The 15,754-nt window shown below is 31.2% G+C and carries 15 protein-coding genes; 1 reads left to right on the forward strand and 14 read right to left on the reverse strand.

Annotation, left to right across the window (positions count from 1 at the left end; genetic code table 11):
- Positions 1-2: 2 nt before the first annotated feature.
- Together fliD and P2Q73_RS05075 are read right to left on the reverse strand one after the other, a co-directional pair.
- Positions 3-2,075 carry a flagellar filament capping protein FliD gene (gene fliD, locus P2Q73_RS05070; RefSeq protein ID WP_275784573.1) on the reverse strand — a complete coding sequence of 691 codons (2,073 nt, stop codon included), beginning with the start codon at positions 2,073-2,075 and terminating at the stop codon, positions 3-5.
- Between the two features lie 13 nt (positions 2,076-2,088).
- Positions 2,089-2,469 carry a flagellar protein FlaG gene (locus P2Q73_RS05075; RefSeq protein WP_275784576.1) on the reverse strand — a complete coding sequence of 127 codons (381 nt, stop codon included), beginning with the start codon at positions 2,467-2,469 and terminating at the stop codon, positions 2,089-2,091.
- A 134-nt stretch (positions 2,470-2,603) separates the two neighbouring features.
- Here P2Q73_RS05075 and P2Q73_RS05080 point away from each other — a divergent pair, with 134 nt between their 5' ends.
- Entirely contained in the window at positions 2,604-3,422 is an 819-nt protein-coding gene (locus tag P2Q73_RS05080; RefSeq protein ID WP_275784579.1) for a flagellin N-terminal helical domain-containing protein, read from the forward strand.
- Between the two features lie 331 nt (positions 3,423-3,753).
- Here the strand turns inward: P2Q73_RS05080 and pseI are convergent, their stop codons facing one another.
- From pseI to P2Q73_RS05140, 12 genes are all read right to left on the reverse strand, one after another.
- Entirely contained in the window at positions 3,754-4,812 is a 1,059-nt protein-coding gene (pseI, locus tag P2Q73_RS05085) for a pseudaminic acid synthase (protein ID WP_275784582.1), read from the reverse strand.
- A complete protein-coding gene (pseH, locus tag P2Q73_RS05090; RefSeq protein WP_275784585.1) occupies positions 4,809-5,366 on the reverse strand; it encodes a UDP-4-amino-4,6-dideoxy-N-acetyl-beta-L-altrosamine N-acetyltransferase in 558 nt (185 codons plus the stop codon). Before pseH (P2Q73_RS05090) ends, pseI begins: the two co-directional genes overlap by 4 nt.
- Before the next feature lie 123 nt (positions 5,367-5,489).
- The gene (locus P2Q73_RS05095; RefSeq protein ID WP_275784587.1) at positions 5,490-6,203 is read right to left on the reverse strand and encodes an SDR family oxidoreductase; all 714 of its coding nucleotides are present in this window, start codon (positions 6,201-6,203) and stop codon (positions 5,490-5,492) included.
- A 13-nt stretch (positions 6,204-6,216) separates the two neighbouring features.
- Positions 6,217-6,768, reverse strand: coding sequence for a UDP-4-amino-4,6-dideoxy-N-acetyl-beta-L-altrosamine N-acetyltransferase (gene pseH / locus P2Q73_RS05100; protein WP_275784813.1), 552 nt, complete (start codon positions 6,766-6,768; stop codon positions 6,217-6,219).
- 44 nt (positions 6,769-6,812) lie between these two features.
- Positions 6,813-7,898: a UDP-2,4-diacetamido-2,4,6-trideoxy-beta-L-altropyranose hydrolase gene (gene pseG, locus P2Q73_RS05105; protein WP_275784589.1), complete on the reverse strand. Its 1,086-nt coding sequence runs from the start codon at positions 7,896-7,898 to the stop codon at positions 6,813-6,815.
- A gap of 12 nt (positions 7,899-7,910) precedes the next feature.
- On the reverse strand, positions 7,911-8,654 hold the full coding sequence (locus tag P2Q73_RS05110) for a glycosyltransferase family protein (RefSeq protein ID WP_275784592.1): 744 nt from the start codon (positions 8,652-8,654) through the stop codon (positions 7,911-7,913).
- Positions 8,647-9,783 carry a UDP-4-amino-4,6-dideoxy-N-acetyl-beta-L-altrosamine transaminase gene (gene pseC, locus P2Q73_RS05115; protein WP_275784595.1) on the reverse strand — a complete coding sequence of 379 codons (1,137 nt, stop codon included), beginning with the start codon at positions 9,781-9,783 and terminating at the stop codon, positions 8,647-8,649. Before pseC ends, P2Q73_RS05110 begins: the two co-directional genes overlap by 8 nt.
- A gap of 35 nt (positions 9,784-9,818) precedes the next feature.
- The gene (pseB, locus tag P2Q73_RS05120; RefSeq protein WP_275784598.1) at positions 9,819-10,787 is read right to left on the reverse strand and encodes a UDP-N-acetylglucosamine 4,6-dehydratase (inverting); all 969 of its coding nucleotides are present in this window, start codon (positions 10,785-10,787) and stop codon (positions 9,819-9,821) included.
- A 17-nt stretch (positions 10,788-10,804) separates the two neighbouring features.
- Positions 10,805-12,391, reverse strand: coding sequence for a glycosyltransferase family protein (locus P2Q73_RS05125; RefSeq protein ID WP_275784600.1), 1,587 nt, complete (start codon positions 12,389-12,391; stop codon positions 10,805-10,807).
- A gap of 45 nt (positions 12,392-12,436) precedes the next feature.
- On the reverse strand, positions 12,437-13,684 hold the full coding sequence (locus P2Q73_RS05130; protein ID WP_275784603.1) for a motility associated factor glycosyltransferase family protein: 1,248 nt from the start codon (positions 13,682-13,684) through the stop codon (positions 12,437-12,439).
- On the reverse strand, positions 13,681-14,031 hold the full coding sequence (locus P2Q73_RS05135) for a hypothetical protein (RefSeq protein ID WP_275784606.1): 351 nt from the start codon (positions 14,029-14,031) through the stop codon (positions 13,681-13,683). Before P2Q73_RS05135 ends, P2Q73_RS05130 begins: the two co-directional genes overlap by 4 nt.
- Complete coding sequence (locus P2Q73_RS05140) at positions 14,024-15,745, reverse strand: motility associated factor glycosyltransferase family protein (protein ID WP_275784608.1); 1,722 nt, start codon at positions 15,743-15,745, stop codon at positions 14,024-14,026. The genes P2Q73_RS05135 and P2Q73_RS05140 overlap by 8 nt, the downstream gene beginning before the upstream one ends.
- Between the last annotated feature and the right edge of the window lie 9 nt (positions 15,746-15,754).

Consider the following 15,754-nt stretch of genomic DNA (forward strand, 5'->3'; position numbering starts at 1 on the left):
CTTTATTGGCCAGTTGATTGTCCCATTAAGAAAGCAGACTGCTGGTTAGCTTTAGATATTGCTTGCTCCATTGCAGTGAATTGTCTCCAGTAGCGTGACTCAATATCTTCTAGTCTACGTTGAAAGTTTGAAATACGTGAATTCGTATCAATCAAACTTTTTCCGATAGAATATTGTTGGTCAGTAGAACTAGCTTTCCCTGCTTTTTTCTCAATATTTAGAGTGAAATCTTTCATAGAATCACGCAGCCGCTGAACTATTCCTCTAGTGTCTTCTGAAGAATCAGTAGCCTTTTCTCCTGACTGGGTAAGTGTTTTTACCACTTGATCTGGATTTTCAGTTAATGCTTTTCGCAGCTTTTCTTCATTGATAACTAGTTTACCACCATCAGAGTATGAATTTGAAGTAGTTACTCCCATTTCAGCAAGTGTGTCAATTATATTATCCTCGTTTCCAACACGACCGTAAATAGCATTCCGCATTTCAGACAAGCCACCACTTACAATAGAATCACTTCTAAGTAACCCACTTTTTGCTTTTTCATCCCAAAGCTCCTGCTCTTTCTCGGACATGTCTTTTCGCTGTTCATCTGTTAAAGGAGGAAAATCACGATATTTTTTTTCTTTAAGAGAAGTATTCATGCCTCCAATAAGTTCATTATATTTTTCGACAAACTCTTTTACTTTATCAACCATTGCATTAATGTCTGAACTGGCTGTTAAATTAATTGTAGGAACAGACGTGTCTGGACTAGTATTATTATTTTGTTGTACTGCCAAATTATATTCTTCAATCTTTTGGTCTCTTAGAGCCTCTTTTGCTGTTAAATCATTTGTAGTTCTCGTAACATCTAAATTAGCAATATCTAGACTTACGTTCTTAACAGCTACATCTTTCAATGCAGTAAAATCTTCATTACTCATTCCCTGTAATGCTACTCTATCTTCAGCAGATAGGCTTTTCAACATTTTTTTAGATTCGTCAGTAATAGTTAAACTATCAATATCTGCATCTTCAGTAGCAGTTAGATTCTTAAATTCAAGAAAATGTTCTTCACTAAGATTTGCTAAAGTATTTTTTAAAGCACTGTTATCCTTAACAGTATCTGAGTATAACGTCTGTTGGTCCAAAGTTAAACCATTAAATGCCGAATCATATTCAGATTGCTTTAATGATTGATTATTAAGTGCTGCATCCTTTGCTGTTTGAGCATTTGCAACATCTTGGATTGCTTGATCTTTTGCAATTTCTAATCGAGCCACTTGTTCCTCAAGAGTATTTTTTACATTAAAAGTGGATTTAAGTGTTACATTGTATCCGGAAATTGTAAAAGTATTACTAGAACGTTCCGTAGTAATGCCATTCACTTGGAAAACTGCATTAGTACCTCCTGTAGCTAAATCGGTTGAATTAGACATTCCTAATGCAGAAAAGACATTATTCCCACCAGTAACTTGTACCTCTGCTCCACCTTTAATATCTCCTGTATTTTTTGCGGTAATTGATAGCTTACCATTTTCAAATAACGCCGACACTCCAGCACTACTATTGTTTATTTTTGAAATAACTTGATCAATAGTATCTGTAGCTTTAATTTCAATATTTGTAGCTTCTTTGGCTAATGTACCGTTTGATTGTATCGCTTTAAGAGAGATGGTAGTGTCCCCTGAAATACCACTAAGTTCACTCATTTTTGTAGAACCTGTTGCTGTTCCACCTGTTGAAGTCGAAATAGTATTTCCTATTTGTCTTGCAGCAGTCGCTAATTGTGAAACTCCTTCAATTGAAAGATTACTAGATGCTCCACCAGTAGCGGTTGCACTTACAAGATTAGAATTTGAACTTTCTACTGTTTTTTTATTAAAGTTGCTAGACAAAGAAAAATTGTCAAATAAATAAGTATCAAAGCTCTTTAACTTTGTATTGATTGAACGGTAAGAATCGCGTTGCCATTCAAATGTAGTTCTCTTTTGAAATAATTTGTCTAGTGGTATACGCTCCGCTTTCATTAAATCTCCAACAATCTGGTCTATATCCATTCCTGAGGCTAATCCGCCTATTCTCATACCTGCCATTTATAATTACCTCCTAAATTTTCTCGTCTACAATCATTCCTAAAAATTTTTGCATCGTGTAAAATGCATCTAACAATTTACGAGGAGGCACTTCTCGAATGACCTCATCCGTCTCCGCATCCACTACTTCTACATAATAGCGATCTAAGCCATCATGCATAACAAATTTGGAATTACGATTTTGAACCGTCATAAATTCATTTAATGCATCTACTGCTTTTTGCACCTTATCTTTTGGAAAACTTTCTTTTTCATTTGCTTTTTGTTCCGATTGCATTATTTGTTTTAAAGAATTTTCCCCTATATTTAGGTTTTCTACCTCTTGAATTGGTGCTTGTTTAGATTGTGGAGCAACTACAACATCTTTTGCTTGTGCTTGAGCTGTTATACGCATACCAAAACTTTCCCCCTATGCTCACAATGTTCTTACTTACACTATCGGTCTTTTTTTAAAAATTTTCAGTTCCTAGCAAAATTTTCATCTATTCTGTCGATAATATAGAAGAAATACAAATAATTCACATGGAGGTGAATGGATTGAAACTACAGAACCAGGCATGGATAGCCTTCTCAACAAATCGCTATCAGAAAAATGATACAGCAATAACCAGAACTCTTGAAAAGCTTTCAGGTGGAGATAAATTAACTCGTGCCGCTAATAATGCATCAGGATTATCTATCTCTGAAACATTACGTGGACAAATTCGAGGTTTAGCAAGGGCTCAGCAGAATATGCAGGACGGCATTTCTGTTTTAGAGTCCACAGACGCAGGACTTCAACACGTAAGTAGTGCGCTACAAAGAATACGAGAACTTGCTGTTCAAACATCTACCGATACTGTAACTGATGACGATCGTGCTGCAGCACAAAAGGAATTAGACCAACTGCTTAACTCTATCGATGACACCTCTGAGAAAATGGAATTTAATACACAAAATATTCTTGGAGATGTACGGCCGCTATACATACATGTCGGTGCAAATGCTGGTCAAACATTGCGTATTGATACCGTGAATGTTAGTACTGCTTCTTTAGGGATAGAAATTGCTAAACTTTCTACTAGAGATGAGGCAGAAGATTTAATTGCAAAAGTTGATAATGCATTATCTACAATATCTAATCACTTAGCTAATACAGGTTCCGATTATGAAGCTCTATCCCACCATAAGGAGAATGTTTCTAATATGGAATTGAGCTTACAAAAAACGGAATCTCTAATTCGTGATCCAGATATGGCTTTTGAAATGATGGAGTTTGTTAAACAAGGTATCCGTCAAAAAGGTGATGAGTTACTGATTAAGCAAACGAATCAAGGAGTAAGTGATATATTGAGGTTGTTTAAATAGTCAAAAAACCGTTGAAGTTCAGATTCCTTCAACGGTTTTCTTATACTTAGTTAATTTTACTAATACTGCCATATCTTTCGTAGTAGAATATCAGTTCTCTTTTATGAAAGTTGAATAGTATGTTTGTTTAATAAAATACTCTGATTATAAAAATAAATTTTTGCCTTTTAACCTATGCTTAATTATTAATTTACCATGTTCACTTGGAATGTCTCAGGAATTTTAATACTTTGACTTATAGCCATTACATTCTCCAGCTCTGGTTTTATTATTTATCAATGTATAGAGATTAACTATAAAGGTAAATATCATTTTAATCTATTCAAATCGTTTAACCATTAAAAACATCTTCAAAAGTAAGCGGGTTTCCCGCTCTATAATCTTTCATAGCAATTGTATTAAGTACTTTTTCATAATACTTCGGTTCTAATCCATATCCTGGGCGCACAATTTTAATATTATTTTTTGTGAATCTCTCACCGGCATTGATATCTTTAGATACATAAATGGAACGTCTAAATTTTAGTGAAGCTTTTTCTTTTTCAGTAGGACCATAAGTAACATTTCCAATTGCTTGCCAAGCACGTTCTGTTTCAACAACTAGTGCCCTCATCTCATCTGGCTCCATTGAAAAAGCAGAGTCAACTCCTCCATCTGCCCTTGAAAGTGTGAAATGTTTCTCGATTACAGTTGCACCTAGAGCAATACTTGCCACCGAAACACCGATTCCCATTGTATGATCTGATAATCCTACTTGTACATCAAATAATTCCCTCATATGGGGAATTGTTGAAATGTTTGTATTTTCGGGTGTAGCTGGGTATGTACTGGTACACTTTAATAAAATCAATTCTTTACAACCAGAATCTCTAGCTGTTCTAACTAAATCGTCTAGCTCCGCTACCGTCGCCATCCCAGTTGATACAATCATTGGTTTCCCAGTAGATGCTACTTTCTTAATTAGTGGTAAATCTGTATTTTCAAAAGAAGCAATTTTGTATAGCGGAACATTTAACTCTTCCAAAAAGTCAACAGCAGTATCATCAAATGGCGTACTAAATGCAATCATGCCAAGTTCACGCGCACGGTCAAAAATTGGTTTATGCCATTCCCAAGGGGTATATGCTTGATGATATAACTGATAGAGATTCTGCCCATCCCAAAGGCTTTCATTATCTTCGATTTTAAAATCTGCATTTTCAATATTCAATGTCATAGTATCTGCTGTATATGTTTGTATCTTAAGAGCATGTGCTCCTGAAGCAGCCGCAGCTTCTACTATTTCGAGTGCTCTTTTTAATGATTGATTATGATTTCCTGACATTTCAGCAATGATAAATGGTATATGATTACTACCTACCTGTCTATTTTCAATCTGAATGCTTTTCATAAAAACCTTCCTTCTAGAAATTTCAATATTTCATTTTTTTTGTCGTCCCATTCTTCCTTCAATATAACAAATATGTATAAATCTTTATAAACATTATTCATCAATAGATGTTCTCGTAAAATCCCTTCATTGGTAAAACCAAGTTTATAATGAAATCGTAGACTTTTTTCATTAAAGCTAAGCACTTCAGCAGTTAGTTTTTTTATTTTAAGGTTTTCAAAAATGTAATTTAACGATGTGTAACCTAGTATAGTACCCATACCTGACGGCGCTGTTAATTCTCCAACATAAAACCCCCACTTGCACTTTTGATTCTTACAATCTATATCATATACATTTAGTACACCGTATGGAATATCATCAAAATAAAAGATTTTAGTTATGGATTTATGATTATCTTTGTAGTCGTTATACCAAGAAATATGTTGATTCCAAGTTATTATCTCACTGTTTATCATTACATTTCTTATAGATTGTTGGTTTCTCCATTTAAAAATTATAAAAAGATCCTCATCAGTAATACTCTTCAATCTTATTCGTTCTTCTAGATTCATTAAAATATTCCCCAAGCTTTTTACTATATTCTTATTTTTACTATATTCTTATTTTTACTAGGCACTTTTTCATTAAACTATTTATTTATTGTATTCTTGTTTAAGAGATATCAAATAATTTTTCTACATTAAATGTCCACCATTTACTCTTATTACTTCGCCTGTGATATAGGAAGAGAAAACTGGTGAAAGTAAAAAAACGACACTCCATGCGATTTCCTCGGGTTTGGCAAATCTACCTAATGGAATATCTTTAATAATTTTTTCGGCTACTTTTTCTGGTATAATTTCCGTCATTTTAGTTTGTGTAAAACCTGGTGCCACTACATTAGATCGTACATTATTTCGAGCCCCTTCTTTTGCAATACTCTTTGCAAGTCCAATCAGTCCAGCTTTACTAGCAGCATAATTTGTTTGTCCAAAATTTCCACTTTCACCAACAATAGAACTTACAAATACAATTGAGCCTTCTTTTCTTTCATATAGTTTATTTATAATAGGTCGTGTTGTATTATATGCACCTGTTAAGTTTACATCAATTACGTTATCCCATTGTTCTTTTGTACTTTTATGGTAAAAAGAATCTTTTGTTATCCCTGCATTACAAACTACACCATAAATTGGCCCTAATTCTTCTTCAATTTTTTTATAAGCTTCCTCCATTTGTTCAAATATAGAGACATTTGCTTTAATCTGCAAACTTTTAGAACTACCTGCTCCATCAATATTGATATATGCCACACGAGCTTTTAATAATTCTAGCTTTTCAACAACAGCTTTTCCTATACCTCTATTTCCACCTGTTACTACTATCACTTTATTCTCTAGATTAAACAATTCTATAACCTCCTTAATAACTTTCAATTGTGATTTTTTGGTATTCTAATTTATTTTTAAATTTTTTCCAATTTTCTTTAAAATTCGCCATACAAATTACATTATAATATTTCCCATTTTTACAAATATGATCAACTAATTTACCCTCAATTTTAGCTCCAAATTTTTCATGTATTTTCACTACTGTTTCGTTAAATTCGAATACTTCACAACAAAGCTTATTTAAATTAAGAACTTCAAAAATATAATCATTTATATTACATTCTAATACTCTAGCTAATCCCTTACCTCTTGCTTCCATGCTGCCTAAATAATACGCCCAACTGGCCTTTTTATTCACAAGGTCAATATTAGTTATACTCAATAGCCCGACATCTTTATTACCATTTAGTTGAATAATCCAGTACTTTTCTCTTTTGTTATTGTTCATTATCTTTTCATACCACATTTTTTGTGACTCAATAGATAATTGAGGATCAGTATACATGTATTTTGTAACCTCGGGAGACATTCTCCATTCCATTATCAATGAAAGATCCTCAATTTTTATTTTTCTCAATTTCACTTCCAAACTTCCACACTCCTTCAAAAAAACACTAATAATGAATTTTAAGTATTACATGTTTTGACTATTTCCTTTACTAATGAATTATTTAAAATGTGCCTTGTTTCCATTAATTCTCCACATTTATTAGACAGGTCTAAGATTATTTGAGGTTCTTTAATAAGTTTTTCGATAGTCATTGATATATTTAAACTTTTTACAAAACTGGACTTACCTAATAAAATTGATGCGCCCATTTTTGCAACATCCATACTTACTTGTTCTTGATTATCCGCTACTATTATGGTTAGTGTTGGTAACTTTAGGATACATCTTTCCCAAGTTGCTCCCCCACCTGCTCCAATAGCTAAATCTGCTTTTGTCATTAGTTCTGCCATATTATTTACTTGACAGTAAAAATTAGTTCTTGGTATTTCAGAACATAACTTTTCTATTAATATTTTTTGAGGATTTGTTGTACCAACTACAACATCTGTATTAAAAGTATAAGTATGAGCAAGCATCTTAATTGCATGTAATGTTTTCTCTGTTTCATTAGTTGGATCAGTTCCCCCGAAGAATACAAGGATATTTTTAACTTTACTATTACGTGGAGGCATTTTAGATATCCAGTATAGGAACTCTTCTCTTAGCAATACATATTTAGGGCCAAGTAATAGTTTACAATTGCTCGGTACCAGTTCGTCATACCTATTGTCTAAATCTAAATAAAAGTTTTGATCGAGTAATAAATCACAATCATGTTTTCTATTTGCTAAATCATCAATCACCATAATTTTCTTTGTAAATGAACGTATTTGTTGTTCCCATTTAATATCAATTGAATAATGATCTACGATTATCATATCAATTGACTGTTTCATAACTTTAATCACAGAAATAGTTTCATTGACATCCTCTAACCAATGATCAGTAGACCATTCCCAATGTGTAATTCTTTCAATTGATGATAATTCAAATACTTCGAAGCCTTGAGAGCGAATAAATTCATTCAGATTTCCATATAAATCACGAGTAATAAAAGTAACCTTTATATCATTCTTTTTTAATTGCTTAGCTAATGTCAAACATCTCATAACATGCCCTGAACCAATTTGTATTGACGCATCAGTTCTAATGATTACTTGCAATGTTACCCCGCCTTATATTTTTTTTTGTTCAATATGTGCATTTAATTTTACCCAATCGGGATGTTTTTCTAGTAAATTTATTATATCCTCCATATAAAACATTTTGTTAGGTTGATATAATTCAGTCAAAATTAAGTCAATAAGTCGAAAGTCTTCCAAAGTATCTACTGTCCAGCGATTATTTCCGTAGTCTTTCTTATTAGTCAAATGACCGATTCTAAAAATCTCAGGATTAGTATATAAGTATGCAGTTACGTGTTCCCTATCTCTTGCTAATGTTGCAGCTTCATATGCTTTTTTTAAGGCATTAAGAGAAAAGACTTCTGTGTCCAATCCTCTCGGAAAAGTTCTTTCAACAGTATTAGAAACATAATCAAATATTAGTGAATTATCAAGATAGTGTTGAATGGTCTTATCTATAATTATAGGGTCTATGATAGGACAATCTGAAGTAAGTCGCACTATAATATCTGCATCATATTTTTGTGCGGTTTCATAATAACGTGATAATACATCATTTTCTGATCCTCTATAATACTTAATACCATATTCTTCACAAAAATCGATAATAGGTTGATCTGCATCTTCAACAGTCGTAGCAATAATAATTTGATCGATTTTTCTAGATTGTTTCACCCGTTCTAATTGATATTCAAGTAGTGTTTTCCCATTAACTACTTTTAATATCTTGCCAGGCAATCGCGTTGATCCCATTCGTGCTTGAATAATCGCAATTATTTTTTGGGAATCATTCATTTGCCAATACATCCTCTACAGCTTCAATTACATCTTCTACATCTTGATCTGTCATACCTGGGAACAAGGGTAATGAGATGCTATTTTCATACAATTTCTCTGCATTTGGAAGATAGGTCTCCTTGTATCCTATTTCTTGATAGTAAGGTAATTTATGAACAGGTATATAATGTACATTTACCCCAATATTTCTTTTCTGAAGTGATTCGAATATACCTCTTCTATTCTGAGATACTTGAATGATATATAAATGCCAACTTGATTCTCCCTCATTTGATTGATAAGGGATTGTTATGGACTCAATATTCTGAAATGCATTATTATATTTTTTGACAATCTCTTTTCTTCTTTCTAAAAAACTATCAAGTTTTAATAACTGGCTGATTCCTAAAGCAGCTTGAATATCTGTCATCCGGTAGTTATATCCTAAAAATTGCATTTCATAATACCATGGTCCTTGATTATCTTTTAGTAGCTTAGGGTCTCTAGTGATACCATGAGAACGAAACTGGAGTAGTTTTTCATAATACACTTTATTGTTTGTAGTAATCATTCCTCCTTCACCAGTTGTTATATGTTTAACAGGATGAAAACTAAACATTGTCATATCACTTATTGAGCCAATTTTTTTGTTTTTATATCTAGCCCCTAAAGCATGAGCAGCATCTTCAATGACAACTAAATTATTTTGCTTTGCTATTTTATTTATTGACTCTAAATCAACAGGTTGACCAGTAAAATCAACTGGGATGATAGCTTTTGTTTTATTTGTAATTTGTTCTTCTATACTTTTGGGATCAATATTATAAGTACTTGAGTCAATATCTGCAAAAACTACTGTTCCCCCTTGATAAAGAACACAATTGGAACTTGCAGCAAAAGTCATAGGAGTTGTAACAACTTCGTCGCCTTTTCCAATATCTGCCGCAAAACAGGCTCCATGTAATGCTGCTGTTCCATTCGTAAAAGCTACAGCATATTTAGCACCAACGTATTCTGCAATATTTTCCTCAAACTTTTCTATTGCTGGACCTGTAGTTATAAATTCACCCCTTAGTACATTTACTACAGCTTCTATATCTAATTCATCTATCATCTGTTTTCCATAAGGTAAATAAGAATTTCTCATGTTGCATCTCCTTAAAGAAAAAATGCAGTCAATGACTACATTTCTCTCACTAATTCTTTTAATTGTTCAATAGATAACCAATCATTATTAATATTGCTTACATATTTAAATCCTTCAGGAAGCGGCTTACCACCCTTTGTATTCTCTTTAGACCACCAAGGAAATTCTGGCTGGATAACAAAATATTCATTAAATTCAACAGTATGTCGCGCGTCGTCCTTCGTTATCATAGCTTCATGTAACTTTTCCCCAGCACGGATACCAACAATTTTAGTTTCACATTCTGGAGCGATTGCTTTCGCTAAATCAGTAACCTTCATACTAGGAATTTTAGGAATAAAAATTTCTCCTCCATGCATGCGTTCTAAATTATCAATTACAAACTGAACACCTTGATCGAGGGTAATCCAAAAACGTGTCATACGTTCATCTGTAATCGGTAATGTTCCTGTTTCTTTAACTTTCTTAAAAAATGGTACAACACTCCCTCTACTTCCAACTACATTACCATATCTTACTACAGAAAAGCGTGTTTTTTTCTCACCAACATAAGAGTTACCAGCAACGAATAATTTATCTGAAGCGAGTTTAGTTGCTCCGTATAAGTTCACTGGACTACAAGCTTTATCTGTACTTAAAGCAATTACTTTCTCTACACCACAATCAATTGCTGCTTCGATGATATTTTGGGCACCATTTATATTAGTTTTCACTGCTTCAAATGGATTATATTCACATGCCCCTACATGTTTTAATGCTGCCGCATGAATAACTATATCTACCCCATCAAACGCACGATACAATCGATCTTTATCACGCACATCTCCAATAAAAAAGCGAATTCGTGGATCTGTATACTCTTGCGCCATTTCAAATTGTTTTAGCTCATCTCTGCTAAAAACGATAACCTTTTTGACTTCTTGTTCTAATGCTTTTTTAATAAACTTCTTACCAAAAGAACCAGTACCACCAGTTACAAGAACTGTCTTATTTTTTAATATCATTAAAATTCCTTCTCTCATTATAAACTAAATTTATTTACTATTTTCATCATCTCATTAATTCTAATTTCATATGTATGATACTTTCGAACAGTTTCATATCCCTGGTTCTTAATATTGTTTCTTTCTTTTTCATGATTCAAATAGTAATTAATAATATCTTTTAAATCTTGTAAATCTCTATATACTACTAAGTCGGAATCTCGCTTAAACATTCTATTAATATCCAGTTTATTATTTGTTACTAAAAAGGATTCTGAGCCCAATACATCAAATACCCGCATCGGTAAACCAGTTTCTACAAAACATCTTGTAATATTAATATTAATCTTTGAAGCTTTAAAAACTTTTGGCATTTCAAAATAATGTTCTGCATGGCCTTGGTAAGAGTTGATAATATCCTTATCTCCATTATGGTACCAACCTTCATCACCATAAATTTTAAGATTAAAGGTTTCAGATAGTACCTTCATTATTGATGTTCGTTCTAAATATGAATGGTAGCGTCCTAATATAAATGAAAGCTTTTCCTTTGGAGTGAGGTATATTTGTTCGGATCGATGAAGTGTCAATTTTGACTCAGCTTGTATAACTTCCAAAAGTTCATCTGTTACAATATCTTTTAAAATATATTTTTCGTTGTTAACTTGTTGAGAGATTATTTGTTCAATTTTCTTTTTAGTAGTATTAGTTAAGTGATGTTTTATTTTTGTCGAATATTCATTTGATAATCCATTGCTTCCAACAAAAGAAACATCTGCACCAAATTTTAGACTCTCGACCGAGCTTAAATAGATCTGCGTTAATCGTTCTACATTTGCTGCTACTGGCATATAAAATATATTTTTTAATCCTTTTGATGTTAATTCTTGTACAACTTTTTCATCGTAAACAAAATGAAGAGAATTTTTATTCTTATGATTTTCTTTTAAATATAATGTGTAGGCGGGTGTATCAACTGTCCATGATATATAAAAAATTTGTAAATCTTCACATATATTTGCTAAAGTAGGGCTAAAGTTAACTGAAAAAACGTATTTTGGGCTAACTTTAATAATTTCTCTCCTCAAGATTGACACATTAAACCATGCTAATCTATACACAATATAACCTATATTTTCAAAAGCATCTGCACAATCTCTAGCAATTGTTTTATGATCAAATACAATAACTTTTTTATTTGCAAAACTTTTTCTATTAATCTCTTGTAAAACACTTGAATAAAAGGTGATATCACATTCCATTAAATTTAAATTTTGAATAACTTGTATTTTTAAAGATTTAAAATCAATTTCTTTGTAACTTTCTCCTACTAATACATGCACATTGTCTAACAAACTACTGCCACTCAAAGCATGAAAAAATGCCTCATCATTTTCAATTACAAAAATATCCTTATTTGCATTTTTCTTCAAGTAACTTAATTCATAACCTAAGCCCAACCCGAGCATAACAATACAGTCTGCATTTTCATTTATATCAAATGTTTGAAGAATTTTTTCAGGTGAATATTTTGAATATAAATATTTCCAAGTATTATTGATAAAATATTTACACGTTAGGCTTCCATTTCTAGCTTGTTCAATTATTAATTTTTCACTTTTCATAAAAAAACCTCAATTTAATAATAGTTCTTCTATAGTGCTCTGATTTTATTCGCTTAATAGTATTTTAGTAAAATTAATAGTTGGTAACTTCTCTATATTGTAGTAAAAATTTCTATCATCAATATATTGAATTCCTTCAATTTTCGCTCCATTTAATGACATATTAAATATATTTATAGATGAACTTTTTACTTTCCTAGCAATCCATCTATGATAAGTATTTAAATTAGATGTTGTTTTAATATATTCATTGTTATTTGATAAAACTTTTCTAAACTCTAAATTACTTTTTACTTTGATACCAGAGGTTGATTGTTGAGAATGAGTATATTCACCTTTAAATCCCAAATCTTGCCCAAATAAATATATATCATTAAAACCCATATATTCTAATAAAGAGAGACCCGTTGTTGCCACCGATCCTCCTGTTTCAATTAATTCGCTTTCAAATCGCACAATATTTTCTTCTGATAAAGGGTAACCTTCTTGAAAAAGAATAAAACGTTTACCCTGATGGTGCAATGTCATTTCGTTATTTGCCGTAGATAAGTAAAACAATGGACCAGTATAATTTGTGTCTTCTATTTGTTTTACTACCTGAAGCAATGGATCCGTAATGATAATTGCGTCTGGGACTATATTTTGCTTTAATAATACCTTTAAAGCTGAGCCGACACATAATATAAAGCATTTTCGCTTTGCTGCTTTAACTAATTCAATAGATTCATCCAATGATGGCCCAGCAGCAACTAAACAAGCAGACATTTTTTCAAAAACTTTTTTAAAGCCTAGAATAGAAATATCATTATTCAATATATTTTGTCTAAAGTTCTTTTCAAGTAAATCTTTCTTAGATTTATAGCTCATTTGTCTGATTTTAATATCTTCCAGTTGGAAGAAAAGTGGATGTTCCACTCCTATTGCGTTAATCCAAGAATTCGGTATTATTACTTGAAAATTCACTATATCATGCTCAATTTTAGAATGATTAATTATTTCAATATTTTTAGAATTGAGAAGATGCTTATTTAGAGCATAATTATTATAAATTTCCATTTCTCTTGCATCTAAAACGATAACTATAATCTTTTTATTTGGATAGATATTAGCAAGAGCCTCTAAATGATACCCAATACCTAAACCTACTAATAAATATCCAACTGCAGCGGGTTCTAGTTCATTTTCAATAAACTTTTGAGCATCACTTTTTGGATTATATTTACTATATACGTATTTATTATTTAGTTTTAAAGTATATTCGCCATTTCTAGCAAACTCGATTTCAAAATTCATTTTATCTCACTTAAATCATAAAATGAACATTCTTCAAAAAAAGGCTTAATCTCGTATTCAAACATATCTGCCACAATAACATAATCTTGTATTTCTAATCCACTATTAATTTCATTTAAATATTCATTTATTTTTTCTGGATTAATTGGATTTAAAAAAGAATTCTTTTCGAGTAGTAAATTAGCGTCGACCAACCAAGTAGCTCCCTCACTAAATTGAAGTATTCCTTGAAAAGCCTCACTTAAATTATCTTGTCTAATATCATCCGCTACTTTTTGGCAACCATTAGGTAATTTTTTTAAGTAATCATTATAGCTTTCCATTGTTTCTTTTATTAATTTATCCATAATTTTCATCCTTTATATCTTTAGTAATTTTTAATATTAATTGATTGGTATATTCATTAGTTAAGTCGACCGCTTCAATTAATCCAGTGTATAATTCTTTGTTTTGACTAAAAACTCTATTATATTTCTCTTCAGAAGTTTCATTTGGCAACGGTAGATAGTTGTTTTGTATATTTAAAGTAAGTGGCTCAAATATACTAACAAATGACACTTCTTCACATAACTTTTTCAATTTTTCATCATTATTATTCAACCTTTTAAGAACCTTCGTAGAAAAATTTGTTGCTGATTTATTTAAAGATAGAACTTTTAGGCTATCCATTAAAATCTGTTGAATCGATTTATATTTACTTACTTCTATCTCCATTTTTTCAATAAGATGCAATTGTTTATTTAAATGAGTTTGAACTGGATTAACATCCTCTAATATTTTATCCTTTTTAGAATTAGTATTAATATATTCATCACAAAAGTCTCTAAAAGAAATCTGAGAAAATCCTTTTAATAATATGCCACCTTCAGTGCAATTAAATATCTTCCTATCTTTTTCAGCCAAAGATCTTAACTTTTCAAAGCTATTTTTCATGGAAAAGAAAACATAATCAGTTAAAACTTCCTCTCCATAATATCCTTCAGTAGAAAAAATCCCTCTTTTTTTCTTAAAGTCCTCATCTATTTCAAAAAAGTTTTTATTATATTCAGCATGCGTTTTATTGTCTGTATATGCTAAATCCTGTCCAATTAGAGCGATAGGTCCATTTGAGATATAATTTGCTATTGTAAATGCATAATTAGCAACCGACCCTCCTCCTAGTAAAGAGGGATATTCCATATCAGTTAAATGAGTTAAATGTTTTTTTACTATTGAACTTCCTGTAGTATCAAATATATAAGCATCACATACAAAACTCTCACGTATACTATAATGACTATAAAAACTATAGATATATTTTGTGTCATTAAGATTTAAATCTTTAAAATGATAATAATTATTCTCTGAACCATCAACCGAAACAACAAAATCAGGTTGAATATTATTTTTTAATAAAGTATTTATAGTTGAACCTGCAGCAATAATAATTGCGTAATTGCTTATTTCTTTTAATAATGGCAACTGTTTCGTAAGTGAAGGCCCCCCAGAAGCAATTATTACAGGGAGATTATATTTATCTTTTAATGTTAATAATGATTTATCTCTTGTTGTATTATACAAATTATATATATAATTTCTCTGCCAAATTTCTGCAAAGGAACGTACTGTATTCTCACTCACCCTATTAAGGTTAATTCTATCTTTCGTCATTTTTAACAAGTCTCTATATTGTTCTTCCATTAATTTATCATAATTTGGAGATGAAATAATTTGTATTCGTCTATTAAATTTATTAATTTTACTTTCCAGAAGCATTATAAATTTTTCATCATAAATTTCACTAATTATTTCGATTTCTGGATTATCACTAAACATTTTTGCTAAAGGATCTATTATCAATAGTTCATCTTGTTCATTAAATTTCTCTTTTAATTTATTTGCAAAATGTCCAAGCCCATACCCAAATAAAATATGCAAATTATTAGGTTTATATTTTTTTTCGATGAATTGTTCCGCTTCCTTTAAAGGATCATATTTACTATGTAAAAAAAAACCATTTACTTTCACTGTCATTATCCCTGATTTTGTTAATATTCTTTCTATTTTAAAGTCTTTATTCATAAATACACC

Origin of the sequence: Bacillus sp. Cr_A10 (assembly GCF_029222665.1) — a bacterium.
Taxonomy (GTDB): Bacteria; Bacillota; Bacilli; order Bacillales_A; family Planococcaceae; genus Psychrobacillus.

Bases quoted from the DNA above. Each gene is read 5' to 3' on its own strand.
- fliD (WP_275784573.1), bottom strand. From the start codon at position 2,075: ATGGCAGGTATGAGAATAGGCGGATTAGCCTCAGGAATGGATATAGAC.
- P2Q73_RS05075 (WP_275784576.1), bottom strand. From the start codon at position 2,469: ATGCGTATAACAGCTCAAGCACAAGCAAAAGATGTTGTAGTTGCTCCA.
- pseI (WP_275784582.1), bottom strand. From the start codon at position 4,812: ATGAAAAGCATTCAGATTGAAAATAGACAGGTAGGTAGTAATCATATA.
- pseH (WP_275784585.1), bottom strand. From the start codon at position 5,366: ATGAATCTAGAAGAACGAATAAGATTGAAGAGTATTACTGATGAGGAT.
- P2Q73_RS05110 (WP_275784592.1), bottom strand. From the start codon at position 8,654: ATGAATGATTCCCAAAAAATAATTGCGATTATTCAAGCACGAATGGGA.
- pseC (WP_275784595.1), bottom strand. From the start codon at position 9,783: ATGAGAAATTCTTATTTACCTTATGGAAAACAGATGATAGATGAATTA.
- pseB (WP_275784598.1), bottom strand. From the start codon at position 10,787: ATGATATTAAAAAATAAGACAGTTCTTGTAACTGGTGGTACTGGTTCT.
- P2Q73_RS05125 (WP_275784600.1), bottom strand. From the start codon at position 12,391: ATGAAAAGTGAAAAATTAATAATTGAACAAGCTAGAAATGGAAGCCTA.
- P2Q73_RS05130 (WP_275784603.1), bottom strand. From the start codon at position 13,684: ATGAATTTTGAAATCGAGTTTGCTAGAAATGGCGAATATACTTTAAAA.
- P2Q73_RS05135 (WP_275784606.1), bottom strand. From the start codon at position 14,031: ATGGATAAATTAATAAAAGAAACAATGGAAAGCTATAATGATTACTTA.
- P2Q73_RS05140 (WP_275784608.1), bottom strand. From the start codon at position 15,745: ATGAATAAAGACTTTAAAATAGAAAGAATATTAACAAAATCAGGGATA.